Here is a 14729-nt window from a genome sequence, read left to right on the forward strand (position 1 = left end):
AGACGGTTAACATGATTGAAGTGAGGAATCTGACAAAAACGTATATGACCCATGAACGCGGTCATACGCTTCGCGAAGTGACGCGCAATTTGATCAAACGGCCTATGAAGGAAATCAAGGCCGTTCATGATTTGTCTTTTACCGTTCCGCAAGGAGAAATGCTGGCGTTCCTTGGCCCAAACGGCGCCGGGAAGTCAACGACGCTCAAGATCCTGACGGGCGTCCTTCATCCGACCTCGGGTGAAGTTAAGGCGCTGGGGCTTGTCCCATGGAAGCAGAGAAGACAGTATGTCGGCCGTATTGGGGCCGTCTTTGGACAGAAGTCGCAGCTGCTCTGGGATATTCCTCCCGTCGATGCCTTTTATATGAACAAAGCGATATACGGCGTTCCGGAGCGGCAGTATCAGTCAACGTTAAATGAGCTCACCGAGCTGCTCGATGTTGGCGACATCATCCGAAAGCCTACCCGTCAGCTGTCATTAGGCGAGCGGATGAAATGCGAATTTATTATGGCGATGCTGCACCGGCCGGAAATTGTGTTTCTCGATGAGCCCACGATTGGGCTGGATATGATTGCGAAGGAGAATATCCGCCGGTTTATAAGGAGCATGAACGGTCAGGGAGTCACCTTTATTTTAACGACGCATGACCTGGAGGATGTCGAGATGCTTGCGGAGCGGGTGATCGTCATTAACCATGGCGAGATTGTGGTAGATGATACCCTTGGCGTGTTAAGAAGCAGGCTGGGAGACAAGAAATCGGTCCGCCTGACGACGGAATCCGTTGTTCCGGATATTCGCATCCAGGGAATTACGGTTACGGAGCGCAAGGGGCCGCTGGAGCTTATGCTGGAGATTGATACGAGCGCGCTGCCTTTGAAACGCTTTATCCGGGAGTTTAACGAAGTTTATGGCATTGTGGACATGGCGATTGACGCCATCCCGATTGAATCCATTATGAAAGAGCTTTATATGGCGGAAGCGGCCGTGGAGTCGGCTGCGGCTAAGTCATAAGCGGAAAGGACTGCCGTTGCCGGCAGTCCTTTTTTTTAATTATTTGCAAGTATTGTTGTTGCTGTTCTTCTTCGGAACCGATCCGGAATTATCGGCAAGCTTATCGCCGAATTGGTCAAGGCGCGAAGGGCTTGCCGCAGGTCCGTCATTATCTGGCTTGTTGTTGCGTCCTGTCATTATTTCTCACCTCCAACCTTTCTAGATTGAACGGGCTTCGGCTAATTCATGCATTGTATAATGAAGGAAATAAAAAGCTAAGAAAAAATGAAAACGGCCGTTGACTTTGACGTTACGTCAAAGTGTAAAGTGAAGTTGTCGGGAGGTGAGCAGATATGGAATATACCGTGCAGAAGCTGGGACAGCTCGCGGGAGTAAGCACAAGAACCTTGCGGTATTACGATGAACTTGGACTGTTAAAGCCGGCAAGAGTCAGTTCATCCGGATACCGGATTTACGGGCAGGCGGAGGTGGATCTGCTGCAGCAGATTTTATTTTTTCGCGAGCTTGGGTTGGGGCTTGAGCAAATCAGGCAAATCATTCAAGATCCGGCCTTTGATAAGTCGACTGCGCTGAAGGAGCACCGCGAGCAGCTTCTCGACAGAAGGCGGCAGCTGGATGTCCTTATCCGGAATGTCGAGCAATCCATTGAACATGCGGAAGGGAGAATAAACATGTCCGACAAGCAGAAATTCGAAGGCTTTAAGCAGAAGCAGATTGATGAGAACGAGAAGAAATACGGCAAGGAAATTCGGGAGAAGTATGGTGATGACAGGGTAAATGCGTCCAATGCGAAGCTGAGCAATATGACGCAGGAGCAGTATGATGAAGTAACGCGGCTTGGGGAAGAAATCAAAATAACCTTGGCGGAAGCTTTCAAAACCGGTGATCCCGCAGGCGAGCTGGCGCAGAAGGCGGCAGAGCTGCACAAACGCTGGCTGATGTTCTATTGGAAGGAATACTCGAGGGAGGCTCATGCCGGGTTGTCCCAAATGTATGTGGACGATGAACGGTTCACCGCCTACTACGATACCGATCAGCCTGGAACGGCTGCTTTCTTGAGGGACGCCATTCATATTTATACGGGCGTAAAGCAACCTTAACCGTAGAACGCATCACTTAAGCGAAACGCAGCCTTTTAGGATGTGTCGATAAAGCCCTCATTATAAGAGCTTTATCATGTGCTTGAAGCAGTGGTCTCAGCCATATTCGGTGATTCAGGATACACGGGCCTTTAAGGTCCCTGAGGGATCTTAAAGGCTTTCTTTTTACCGATGCGAAGTGAGTTAAGGTCCCTTAGGGATCTTAACCTCGTGAATTCAGCCATATATACGGTAATGCCGGGCTACTCACGGACTATTAAAGTCCCTCAGGGACCTTAAAGGCTTTCTTTTTACCCATGCTAAGCGAGTTAAGGTCCCTTAGGGATCTTAACCTCGTAAATTCGGTCATATATACGGTAATGCCAGACTATTCAATTGTAGAGAATTCATCGATAGTCTGACAATGCCTTAAAAAATGAGGGCATTGTCGGAGTTTTGACCGCAGCCTTATAGGCATCGGTCAAAACTCCGATCACTCACTTTGTGCACCGCAGCCTTGCAGGCTGCGGTTTTTTATTGCTTACGGCATGTTAGCGTAAGGCTCCTTCATATATTGATATTGGCTCGGAATCCGTCGAATAGGTTGTCCTTTTGCGGAAAGGGGGAAGGGGAGATGAGGTTTCAGCTGGACGAGGAATATGAGCTGACACGCGCGGCTGTAAGGGATTTTGCGGAAAGCGAGCTTACACCGGGGGCGGCTGACAGAGATGAGCTTGAGCGTTTTGACCGCAGCTTGTTCGACAATATGGCGGCCATGGGCTTAACGGGGATTCCGATTGCCGAGCAGTGGGGCGGAGCGGGGAGCGATATGCTGGCCTACTCGATCGTCCTGGAGGAGCTTGCCCGGGTATGTGCTTCAACCTCGGCTGTGCTTGAGGTGCATACAACAGCGGCATGGGTAATTGCCAAGCATGGAAGCGATAACTGGCGCGAAACAATATTAATGCCATTAACTAAAGGGGAAAGACTTGGAACCATAGCTTATTCGCATCCGTCTCTAAGGGGCAAAAGGATGGGCCAAGACTTTTATACACTGGACGGATTTCTTCCGTCCGTCGAATTAGCTGGCGTAGCGGATGATTATGTTGGGCTGATCAGGCATCGGACCGGAGGGCTCTCGTTAGGTATCGTTCCGGGTGACTGTTCCGGCCTTACCTGCGAGACATCGAGAAGTAAGCTTGGGATGCGGGGGATACCAACTGCGGAACTTCGTTTTCAATCCGTTCATTGCCATTTATTTAATGTAGTTAAAGAAAAATCGGAATCGTGCGCAAGGGATATATTTAACGGCATTAATGAAATGCGGGACATTGGCGCGGCTGCACAAGCGACAGGAATTGCCCAGGGGGCATTGGATGCCGCCTTATCTTACGCCCAAGAACGGATGCAATTCGGCAAACCGATTGGACGCCAGCAAGGCATCGCGTTCAAATTGGCGGATATGGCGGCGAATGTGGAGGCATCAAGGTGGCTCGTCTACGATGCCGCCTGGTCCGTTGATAGAGGATTGTCAGGCTGCGCGAAGGCGGCTATGGCAAAGCTTTACGCGATAAAACACGCGGTAGTAACGGCCACCGAGGCGGTACAGATTTTTGGCGGGTACGGTTATATGCGCGAATACCGCGTTGAACGTTATTTGCGGGATGCCAAAAGTCTGGAAGCAGCCTCTGAGCATTCGTATTCGGCTATTTTAAGCCAAGAGGCGGAATAGGAGGAGCTGGCGGCATGTCTAATCGTCAGTCGGTCATCGCAGCGGGAGCAAGAACAGCGTTTGGCAAGTTTGGCGGCCAGTTCAAAACCGTACCAGCCGTTCAGCTGGGAGCTGCTGCAATTACAGGCGCCATGCATAGATCCGGCATATCGCCCAGTCAAGTAGACGGCGTCATTATGGGCATGGTGCTTCAGGCGGGAGCCGGCCAGATTCCGTCCAGGCAAGCCGCAAGGCTGGCGGGTTTAAGCTGGGAAGTACCGTCGGAGACGATAAACAAGGTTTGCGCATCGGGCATGAGGGCCATAACGATGGCCGATCAAATGGTCCGCTCCGGCGATGCTAAGATCGTTGTGGCAGGCGGTATGGAGAGTATGAGCCGAACTCCTTACGCCGTTCCAACGGCGAGATGGGGAGCTAGAATGGGCAACACGGCTCTCGTTGATCTGATGAATCATGACGGTTTGTTTTGCGCGTTCCATCAGGTGCCGATGGGCTCGCTTGGCAACCGGGTGGCAGACGAATTCAATATCGACCGCCAAGAGCAGGACGCTTGGGCGCTTCGCAGCCACTTGCGAGCGGTAGCTGCGCAGCAGAATGGCCGTTTTGCCGAGGAGATCGTTCCCGTCGCTTTGGATGACGGTACGCAGCATAGCGTTGACGAGTGTCCCCGTCCGGATACAGATGCGGCAAAGCTCGCCAAATTGAAGCCAGCCTTCGATCGGACCGGAACGATTACAGCCGGGAATGCTCCCGGGGTGAATGACGGTGCAGCCGCGGTGACGGTCATGTCTTCGGAGGAAGCCGCTCGTCTTGGCATCAAGCCGCTTGCGACTGTAATCGGGCATGCTTCGGCAGGCGCGGAAGCGGCGTATTTGGCAACCGTCCCGGCCCTTGCGATTCGCAAGCTTCTGAAGCAGACGGGAGTTCCGCTGGAGAAGATTGATCTATTTGAAGTGAACGAAGCTTTCGCTTCGGTGGTGCTGATCAGCGGGCAGATGCTTGGCTGGGATCCCGCAAAAGTAAACGTCAACGGCGGGGCGATCGCGCTGGGGCATCCGATTGGAGCTAGCGGCGCCAGAATCGTCCTGACGCTGATTCATGAGCTGAAGCGGAGGGGCGGCGGATTAGGCATCGCGGCGATTTGCAGCGGCGGAGCGCAGGGCGATGCGATTTTGCTTCAGGTAGATGCGTAATCGGATAGATGCTTGAACGAGAACGGGGTGAAGGGGATGGAGCAGGTAGAGCGGATCCGCCAGGTAACCGTTCTGGGAGCCGGGCAAATGGGAAGCGGCATCGCCCAGACTTTGGCGCAATACGGATATGAGACGGCGCTTTACGATATTAACGAAGCGGCGGTTGAGCGAGGGATGTATGCGATTGGAAGCTCCCTGGACCGATTCGTTAAAAAAGGACGTCTGACAAAAGAGCAGCAGGAAGCCGCCATGCGGAAGCTGACGCCGGTTATTACTCTGGAAGCTTGCCGGCTATCGGATTTTGTCATCGAAGCCATCCCCGAGCAGCTGGAGCTCAAACGGAAGCTGTTCAAGGAATTGGACCGGTTATGTCCGCCGCATGCCATTCTTGCGACAAACACCTCATCGCTGTCGATAACGGCGATCGCCGGCGTGACGAAACGGCCCTCGCAAGTAATTGGCATGCATTTTATGAATCCGGTTCCGGTTATGACGCTAGTGGAAGTGATTCGAGGTTTAGCCACTTCGGCCGATACGCTGGCAACGACGGTTGCCCTTGCCGAATCGCTTGGGAAGACGGCGGTCCGCGTTGAGGATTATCCGGGCTTTATCTCGAACCGGATCCTGATGCCTATGATTAACGAGGCCATCTATGCCGTGTATGAAGGCGTGGCAGCGCCAGAATCGGTGGACCAGATTATGAAGCTGGGCATGAATCATCCGATGGGCCCTTTGACTCTCGCGGATTTCATCGGGCTGGATACTTGCTTGTACATTATGGAGACGCTGCATGAGGGATTTGGCGACTCGAAATACCGGCCGTGTCCGCTGCTTCGCAATTATGTGTCGGCCGGCTGGTTAGGGAAGAAAACCGGGAAGGGCTTTTACAGCTACGAATAGAATCGCACCCGAAAGGAGCGATTGTCCATGGAACTCCGGTTTACGAAGGAGCAGCAAGTCATTCGGCAGGCGATAAGGCAGTTTGCCGCCCGGGAGATAGCACCGGCGGTACCCGAGATGGAATCCGAGAGGTTTCCTGCTGAGATCATCCGGAAGATGGCGGAGAGAAAGTGGCTGGGAATCCCCATTCCGAAGCAATGGGGCGGGGCAGGATCGGATTTTATCTCCTATATTATCGCGATTAACGAAGTGTCGAGAGTCAGCGCCGCGGTTGGCGTTATTTTATCCGTTCATACCTCCGTATGCACGCTTCCCATTCTGAATTACGGCATGGAGGAGCAGCGCCGGCAATTCGTCGGAAAGCTGGCTTCCGGCGAGTGGATTGGCGCCTTTGCCTTAACGGAACCGCATGCCGGTTCGGATGCTGCGTCGATACGAACATCAGCCGAGCGGAACGGCGATTATTATGAGATTAACGGCTCCAAGCTGTTCATTACAAACGCAGGGGCGGCTGGGGTATATGTCGTGTTTGCCGTTACGGACGCGACGAAACACGCCGGCGGCATTACCGCATTTATCGTGCCGGGAGATACGAAGGGGCTTCATATCGGGAAGCCGGAGAGGAAAATGGGTCTTCATGGCTCGAATACCTGCGAGCTTCATTTCGAACAGCTGCGAATTCCCGCGGAATACCGGCTGGGACGGGAAGGCGAGGGGTTCGCCATTGCCAAAGGCTCGCTTGACGGCGGCCGGATTGGAATTGCCGCGCAAGCGCTTGGAATTGCCGAAGCCTCCATACAGCTCCTCCGCGACAGGCTTGGTTCGCCTAAGGGTTATCCGTATACCTCCCGCGACACCGAGCTGGCGGAGCTTCTGGCAAGAACGGCTGCCGCCAGGCTGCTCGTCTACCGGGCTGCTTCGCTTCGTCAGGAAGGCAGGCCATGCACGAAGGAAGCGTCAATGGCCAAGATGTTTGCTTCCGATACGGCCGTTGCCGTGTCCGGAGCTGCCGTCCGGCTGTTGGGCGAAGAGGGATTGTCCAAGGAACATCCCGCCGAGAGGTTGTTCAGGGACGCAAAAGTGACGCAAATCTACGAGGGTACGAATGAAATTCACCGTCTTGTAATCAGCGGCAGATTGATGAAATGAAGGTGACGGATATGAGAAGTAGCCCCGGTCTTAAGCTTCGGGATGCGATTCAGAAGGAGCAGCCTCTGCAGGTGGCGGGGGCGATTAACGCGTATGCCGCCATGATGGCGGAGCAGGTTGGCTTCCGCGCGCTGTATGTATCGGGTGCCGGAGTCGCTAATGCTTCCTTTGGCCTTCCTGACCTGGGAATAACCACGCTTCAGGATGTGCTCGAGGATATTCGCCGGATTACAAACGTAACGGAGCTGCCGCTGTTAGTTGATATTGATACCGGGTTCGGCGGCGCTTTTCAGATTGCCAGAACGATTAAGGAGATGCAAAGAGCCGGCGTGGCGGCCGTCCATATCGAGGATCAGGTGGCGGATAAAAGATGCGGACACCGCCCGAACAAGGCCATGGTCGGAACGGAGGAGATGGTCGACCGGATCAAAGCCGCGGTAGACGCGAAGTCGGACAGCAGCTTTGTCATTATGGCAAGGACGGATGCTTTGGCATCGGAAGGGCTTGATGCCGCGATTGAACGCTCCCGCAGGTATGTGGAAGCGGGGGCGGATATGCTTTTTCCCGAAGCGGTAGGCAGTCTGGACGATTATAAAAGGTTTGCCGAGGCCGTGCAGGTGCCTATTCTGGCGAATATAACGGAATTCGGTAAAACGCCGCTGTTCACCGTAGAACAGCTCCGAGGTGCGGGAGTCAGCCTTGCTCTGTACCCTTTATCGGCGTTTCGGGCGATGAACGCGGCGGCGCTGCGCGTCTACCGCACGATTCGCGAAGACGGCTCTCAGCAGAAAGTCGTAGATTTGATGCAGACGCGAGCGGAGCTGTACGATTTCCTGCACTATTATGATTATGAACATAAACTTGACGCGTTGTTTGGAATGGAGCTGAAGGAGGAGAAGGGGGAGGGGTAAATGCCGGAACCGAAGCAAGGAGGCCTTGCGGCTGTTATTGCCGGACAGACTCGAATCTCGACAGTCGGCAAGGAAGGGAAGGGATTATCGTACCGCGGTTATTCCATCTACGATTTGGCCCGATTCGCAACCTTTGAGGAGACTGCTTATTTACTCTTGTACGGATGGCTTCCGGATGTTGAACAGCTTAGCCAGTTCCGCAAGCAGCTGGCTTCCAGCCGGGAACTGCCGCCAGCCTTAACCGGCATACTCGAGCTGCTGCCGGGCAGCAGCCACCCGATGGATGCGCTCCGGACCGGCTATTCCGCCCTTGCCTCGTTCGAGCCGGAGGAGGAAGGGCGTTCCGCTCTGGATATAGCGGTCCGGTTGATAGGCTGCACGTCATCCATTCTGCTGTACTGGTATCATTATCAGAACAGCGGCAAGCGGATTGATACGGCTGGCAGCGGCGGCGACACGGCTGCGCATTTTCTGCAGCTGCTGCATCAGAATGAGCCGGATGCGCAGCATGCCAAAGCGCTGGATGTTTCTCTAACGTTATACGCGGAGCACGAATTTAACGCCTCGACGTTTGCGGCAAGGGTTACGGCTTCCACGCTATCCGATTATTATTCGGCGATTACGACCGGAGTAGGCACGCTGCGCGGACCGCTGCACGGCGGTGCCAACGAGGCGGCTATGGAGCTGATTGAGCGATACGACAATGCGGATGAAGCGGAGGCGGGCATTCTGGAGGCTCTCCGGCAAAAGCAGCTGATCATGGGATTTGGCCATCGTGTCTATTCGGTCTCGGATCCCCGTTCCGACGTAATTAAAGAGTGGGCGCTTGCCCTTTCCGAACAAGCAGGAGACCGGAAGCTTTACGATATTTCCGAGAGAATCGAGCAGGTTATGCGCCGGGAGAAAAAGCTGTTCCCGAATCTGGATTTTTACAGCGCTTCGGCGTATTTTCACTTGGGGATTCCCACTTCGTTATTTACGCCCGTCTTTGTGTTGTCCCGTCTCACGGGATGGTCGGCCCATATCATGGAGCAGCGGGCAGGTAACCGGATTATCCGCCCAAGCGCCGATTATATCGGGCCAGACCCTCAGGAATGGTTGCCGCTGGATGAGCGTTAACGGAAATCTTGATCCAGTGAGGGAGGAGCACAACTAAAATGTCTGTAACGTTTAGCACGAATCGACCCGATCCCGATCCGCTGCTGGCCGCTATTGCGGATTATGTTCTTCATAAGGAGCTGGCGAGCGAAGAAGCTTACAACACGGCCAGGCTATGTCTGATGGATACGCTTGGCTGCGGGCTGCTGGCGCTCCGTTATCCGGAATGCGCCAAGCTTCTCAGTCCGCTTGTGCCGGGAACCGTTGTGCCAAACGGCGCGCGGGTGCCGGGTACTTCAACCGAGACGGATCCGGTCACGGCCGCCTTCCAGATCGGCTGCATAATCCGCTGGCTCGATTACAACGATACGTGGCTGGCCGCGGAATGGGGCCATCCCTCCGATAATCTTGGCGGCATTCTGGCTGCCGCCGATTATATCAGCCGCAAGAACAGGGCAGAAGGAACAGCTCCGCTCACCATGCGCGACGTACTGACGGCAATGATCAAAGCGCATGAGATTCAGGGAATCCTTGCGCTTGAGAACAGCTTTAACCGGGTAGGACTCGATCATGTGCTTCTTGTCAAAATCGCCTCGACCGCCGTAGTGGCTCAGTTTCTTGGAGGCAGCAAGGACGAGATCGTGAATGCCGTCTCGCATGCCTGGATTGACGGGCATGCTCTCCGGACGTATCGCCATGCGCCGAATACGGGCTCGAGAAAATCCTGGGCTGCGGGAGACGCGACAAGCCGCGCCGTGTGGCTTGCCATGATGGCTATGCGGGGCGAGATGGGTTATCCTTCCGCGCTGACCGCCCCGGGTTGGGGGTTTCAGGATGTCCTGTTTAAAGGGAAGCCTGTTGTTCAGGCGAGGCCGTTTAATTCCTATGTTATGGAGCATATTTTGTTCAAAATCTCGTTTCCGGCGGAATTTCACGGACAGACTGCCGTTGAAGCGGCCATTCGCCTTCATCCGCTCGTGAAAGACCGGATTGATGACATTGCTGCGATTGAGCTCACAACCCACGAGTCGGCGATCCGCATCATCGACAAGCGGGGACCTCTCCATAATCCGGCTGACCGCGATCATTGCCTTCAATATATGGTTGCGATTGGCCTGCTGCACGGCAATTTGACGGCGGATCATTATGAGGATGCGGCCGCTTCCGATCCCCGGATCGATAAGCTGCGGGATAAAATGCTCACGAAGCAGGATCCAAGGTATTCCAAAGAGTATTTGGATGCCGACAAACGTTCGATTGCCAACGCCATTCAGGTGTTTTTCGCGGACGGTTCCGCAACAGGTAAAGTAGAGGTGGAATATCCGATTGGCCACCGGAGAAGGAGAGAGGAAGGCATTCCTTTATTGGTGAGCAAATTCGAGGAGAATCTGCGGACGCGGTTCCCGGCGAAGCAAGCCGGCCGGATCGCCGCTCTTTGCCTGGATCAAGAGGCTTTGGAGCGCATGGATGCGGATCGATTTGTAGATTTATTCGTCATTTGACGCCGCGGCCTTTCAAAAGGCCGCTTTTTTCATCTTTTCTTGACTTCCTTCATTGAGTTATGAGGCCTCTAACGCTTATAATATAACGAGGAAAAAAGATTATAAAGAAAAGGTGCATTCATGAGTATATTAAACGTTGAAAGATTAAGCCATGGATTTGGCGACCGCGCGATTTTTAACGACGTATCGTTCCGTCTGCTCAAAGGAGAGCATATCGGTCTGATCGGCGCAAACGGCGAAGGCAAATCCACGTTCATGAACATTATTACCGGCAAGCTTCAACCGGATGACGGCAAGGTTGAATGGTCGAAGAAGGTTCGCGTCGGTTACCTCGACCAGCATGCGGTACTGAGCAAAGGAATGACCATGCGCGACGTGCTCAAGAGCGCATTCCAATATTTGTTTGACATGGAACAAGAGATGAACGACATGTACGGCCGCATGGGCGAAGTATCGCCTGAAGAGCTGGAGAAGCTTCTGGAGGATGTCGGCACGATTCAGGATACGCTGACAAGCCAGGACTTTTACCTGATCGATGCGAAAATCGATGAAACGGCACGCGGCCTTGGACTCACCGACATCGGTCTCGACAAAGACGTGCATGATTTGAGCGGCGGTCAACGCACGAAGGTTCTGCTCGCCAAGCTTCTGCTCGAGAAGCCGGACATCCTGCTCCTCGACGAGCCTACCAACTATTTGGACGAGCAGCATATCGAGTGGCTGAAGCGTTACCTGCAGGAGTATGAGAACGCGTTTATTCTGATCTCCCACGATATTCCGTTCCTGAACAGCGTCATCAACCTGATCTACCATATGGAAAATCAGGAGCTGAACCGTTATGTAGGCGACTATGACCATTTCCAGGAAGTTTACGAGATGAAAAAGCAGCAGCTGGAGTCGGCGTTTAAGCGCCAGCAGCAGGAAATTGCCGAGCTGAAGGACTTCGTAGCCCGGAACAAAGCATCCGTTGCAACCCGTAACATGGCGATGTCGAGACAGAAGAAGCTGGACAAGATGGACGTTATCGAGCTTGCGAAGGAGAAGCCAAAACCGCAGTTTAACTTTATCGAAGCACGCGCGTCAAGCAAGCTGATCTTCGAGACGAACAATTTGGTAATCGGCTATGATTCGCCGCTGTCGAGACCGCTCACCCTCCGCATGGAGCGCGGTCAGAAGATCGCTCTCGTAGGCGCGAACGGTATCGGTAAAACAACGCTGCTCCGCAGCATCCTGGGCGAAATCCCTGCTCTTGAGGGCTCGGTTCAGCTTGGCGACATTCTGAGCATCGGTTACTTCCAGCAGGAAATGAAAGAAACAAACAACAACACCTGTATCGACGAGATTTGGAGCGAGTTCCCGTCGTTTACGCAGTTCGAGGTTCGCGCGGCGCTAGCAAAATGCGGTCTCACGACCAAGCATATCGAGAGCAAAATCGCCGTGCTTAGCGGCGGCGAGAAGGCGAAAGTACGTCTCTGCAAGCTGATCAACCGCGAGACGAACCTGCTTGTGCTCGACGAGCCTACGAACCACTTGGACGTAGATGCGAAGGAAGAGCTGGCTCGTGCGCTTAAAGCGTACAAAGGCAGCATAATCCTAATCTCTCACGAACCTGAATTTTATCAGCAGGTTGTTACGGAGACGTGGAACTGCGAGTCTTGGACGACGAAAGTATTCTAATCGTTTGGCGCATAATAGATAGAACTGATCCTGCCTGACAGCTTGTTGTCAGGCAGGATTTTTTTGTGCGGATGGGACAAATGCTCAATATACCCCCTATAGGTATTTTTAATGATTGACATATATACGGGTGGGGGGTATACTGAAGCCAATCAACGATACTAAGAAATGGATGTGTTGCGTATGGCACCCGTGCAAACGAATGATCATGACCAGACCACCTTTGATATAACCGGAATGACTTGTGCCGCATGTGCGAATCGCATAGAGAAAGGGTTGAACAAACTTCCGGGCGTTGCTTCCGCAACGGTGAACTTCGCGATGGAAACGGCCCGCGTCGAATATGCGCCAAGCGAAGTTTCCCCCCAGGATATAGAGCGCAAGGTTGAGCAGCTGGGTTATTCTGCGTCCGAAAGCGTGGAAATGGCTGGATCAGAGAAGCATCCTGAAAGACATGGGCAAATAAGGAAGCTGATTATATCCGCCTTATTATCGCTTCCGCTCATATGGAGCATGGTGGGACATTTTTCGTTTACTTCCTGGCTATATGTGCCGGAGCTGTTTATGAACCCGTGGTTCCAGCTTGTTCTGGCAACGCCGGTACAGTTCTACATTGGCCGTTCCTTCTATGTGAGTGCGTACAAAGCACTCCGCAACGGCGGCGCCAATATGGATGTGCTTATCGCGCTCGGCACGTCGGCTGCTTATTTCTACAGCTTATATGCAACCGTCAAATGGGAAGCGGAAGGCTCATCGATGCATCAAGCGCCGGAGCTGTATTTTGAAACCAGCGCGATTCTGATTACCCTGGTATTGCTTGGCAAGCTGTTCGAAACTTTAGCTAAAGGTCGGACCTCGGAAGCGATCAAATCGCTTATGGGACTGAGAGCAAAGAAGGCGACGGTAGTAAGAGACGGCCAAGAAATGACGATTCCGATCGAGCAAGTGGTCAAAGGTGATGTCGTCCTGGTTCGGCCGGGCGAGAAGATTCCGGTTGACGGTCTAGTGCTGGAAGGCGCCTCGGCCGTTGATGAAGCGATGCTGACGGGCGAAAGCCTGCCGGTGGAGAAAAGCGCAGGCGATACCGTAATCGGAGCAACCATCAACGGCAACGGCGTATTGAAGGTCCAGGCGACAAAGGTAGGAGCGGATACGGCGCTTGCCCAGATTATCAGAGTAGTGGAGGAAGCGCAGGGCTCCAAAGCGCAGATTCAACGGGTTGCAGACGTCATCTCCGGTATTTTTGTCCCGATTGTAACGGGTATAGCGATTGTTGCTTTCCTGGTGTGGCTGATCTTTATCAAGCCGGGAGATTTAACCGCGGCGCTTGAGACCGCCATAGCGATCCTGGTTATTGCCTGCCCTTGCGCGCTTGGTCTCGCGACTCCCACCTCGATTATGGCGGGTTCCGGCCGTGCGGCGGAGTTAGGTATTTTGTTCAAGGGCGGCGAGCATCTCGAACAGACCCACAAGGTGGATGCGATTATTCTCGATAAAACAGGAACGGTAACAAACGGCAAGCCGTCGTTAACGGATATGATCGTAGCGGATGACAGGGATGAGGCGGAGTTTTTGCGGCTCGTTGGCGGAGCGGAGCAGCTTTCCGAGCATCCGCTCGCCGTTGCGATAGCTGACGGTATACGGGAGAGGGGTATATCTTTTGCTTCCGCGGAATCGTTCGAAGCTTTGCCTGGCTTTGGGATTCGGGCTGCCGTCGAAGGGAAATCGGTATTGATCGGGACCCGCAGGCTGCTCGAGGAAAACGGCGTTCATGCGGAGGACTTTTATCCGGTCATGAACAGACTTGAGGAAGCGGGCAAGACCGCGATGCTGGTTGCCATTAATGGGCAATACGCCGGAATCATCGCGGCTGCGGATACGATTAAGGAGAGCTCGGTATCCGCGGTTAGGCGGCTCAAAGAGCTTGGAATCAAGGTTATAATGGTGACGGGAGACAATGAACGCACCGCATTAGCGATTGCCTCGCAAGCCGGAATTGATCATGTGCTGGCTGAGGTTCTGCCGGAAGGCAAGGCTGCGGAAGTGAAAAAGCTGCAGCAGCAAGGCCGTATCGTGGCCATGGTTGGCGACGGGATCAACGATGCACCAGCGCTTGCTACTGCCAATATCGGCATGGCAATCGGCACGGGGACCGATGTGGCGATGGAGGCGGCAGACATCACACTGATGCGCGGCGATCTCGAGAGCATTCCGGATGCGATCTACATCAGCCGGATGACGATGCGGAATATTAAGCAGAATCTGTTCTGGGCGCTTGGCTACAACACTCTTGGCATTCCGATTGCGGCAATTGGCCTGCTTGCGCCATGGGTAGCCGGAGCGGCCATGGCTTTAAGTTCTGTATCCGTTGTCCTGAATGCTCTAAGACTTCAAAAGCTACATGTTAGACGTTAAGGAACTTTCCGTCTGCGCCGCAACCGGATTAGGTGTTGTCCAATACAAGGAAAAGCCGTT

12 protein-coding genes are annotated in these 14729 nt (G+C 53.7%); 11 read left to right on the forward strand and 1 reads right to left on the reverse strand.

Going from position 1 to position 14729, the window contains the following annotated elements; all coding sequences use genetic code 11:
- Positions 1 to 11: 11 nt before the first annotated feature.
- Positions 12 to 1013, forward strand: a complete 1002-nt coding sequence (locus tag WFK81_RS05980; RefSeq protein ID WP_336785548.1) for an ABC transporter ATP-binding protein — start codon at positions 12 to 14, stop codon at positions 1011 to 1013.
- 39 nt (positions 1014 to 1052) lie between these two features.
- On the opposite strand, the gene WFK81_RS05985 is transcribed toward WFK81_RS05980, so the two are convergent.
- Positions 1053 to 1190, reverse strand: coding sequence for a hypothetical protein (locus WFK81_RS05985; protein WP_164775555.1), 138 nt, complete (start codon positions 1188 to 1190; stop codon positions 1053 to 1055).
- A 155-nt stretch (positions 1191 to 1345) separates the two neighbouring features.
- On the opposite strand from WFK81_RS05985, the gene WFK81_RS05990 reads away from it, so the two are divergent.
- The 10 genes from WFK81_RS05990 (at position 1346) to WFK81_RS06035 (ending at position 14669) form a co-directional block, all read left to right on the forward strand.
- Entirely contained in the window at positions 1346 to 2113 is a 768-nt protein-coding gene (locus tag WFK81_RS05990) for a MerR family transcriptional regulator (RefSeq protein WP_336785549.1), read from the forward strand.
- Between the two features lie 613 nt (positions 2114 to 2726).
- Positions 2727 to 3824: an acyl-CoA dehydrogenase family protein gene (locus tag WFK81_RS05995; RefSeq protein WP_336785550.1), complete on the forward strand. Its 1098-nt coding sequence runs from the start codon at positions 2727 to 2729 to the stop codon at positions 3822 to 3824.
- Positions 3825 to 3838: 14 nt separating this feature from the next.
- On the forward strand, positions 3839 to 5017 hold the full coding sequence (locus WFK81_RS06000) for an acetyl-CoA C-acetyltransferase (protein ID WP_336785551.1): 1179 nt from the start codon (positions 3839 to 3841) through the stop codon (positions 5015 to 5017).
- A gap of 36 nt (positions 5018 to 5053) precedes the next feature.
- Positions 5054 to 5917 (forward strand): 3-hydroxyacyl-CoA dehydrogenase family protein, encoded by an 864-nt coding sequence (locus WFK81_RS06005; protein ID WP_336786423.1) that lies wholly within the window; start codon positions 5054 to 5056, stop codon positions 5915 to 5917.
- Between the two features lie 27 nt (positions 5918 to 5944).
- Positions 5945 to 7066, forward strand: a complete 1122-nt coding sequence (locus tag WFK81_RS06010) for an acyl-CoA dehydrogenase family protein (RefSeq protein WP_336785552.1) — start codon at positions 5945 to 5947, stop codon at positions 7064 to 7066.
- Positions 7067 to 7077: 11 nt separating this feature from the next.
- Positions 7078 to 7977, forward strand: coding sequence for a methylisocitrate lyase (gene prpB / locus WFK81_RS06015; RefSeq protein WP_336785553.1), 900 nt, complete (start codon positions 7078 to 7080; stop codon positions 7975 to 7977).
- Positions 7978 to 9096 carry a citrate synthase/methylcitrate synthase gene (locus WFK81_RS06020; RefSeq protein WP_336785554.1) on the forward strand — a complete coding sequence of 373 codons (1119 nt, stop codon included), beginning with the start codon at positions 7978 to 7980 and terminating at the stop codon, positions 9094 to 9096.
- 38 nt (positions 9097 to 9134) lie between these two features.
- Positions 9135 to 10577, forward strand: a complete 1443-nt coding sequence (locus WFK81_RS06025) for a bifunctional 2-methylcitrate dehydratase/aconitate hydratase (protein ID WP_336785555.1) — start codon at positions 9135 to 9137, stop codon at positions 10575 to 10577.
- Positions 10578 to 10697: 120 nt separating this feature from the next.
- Positions 10698 to 12254 (forward strand): ABC-F family ATP-binding cassette domain-containing protein, encoded by a 1557-nt coding sequence (locus tag WFK81_RS06030; protein WP_336785556.1) that lies wholly within the window; start codon positions 10698 to 10700, stop codon positions 12252 to 12254.
- A 183-nt stretch (positions 12255 to 12437) separates the two neighbouring features.
- Positions 12438 to 14669, forward strand: a complete 2232-nt coding sequence (locus WFK81_RS06035) for a heavy metal translocating P-type ATPase (protein ID WP_336785557.1) — start codon at positions 12438 to 12440, stop codon at positions 14667 to 14669.
- Positions 14670 to 14729: the final 60 nt, after the last annotated feature.

The sequence above is a fragment of the Paenibacillus sp. MMO-177 genome, from assembly GCF_037147795.1.
Lineage (GTDB): Bacteria > Bacillota > Bacilli > Paenibacillales > Paenibacillaceae > Pristimantibacillus.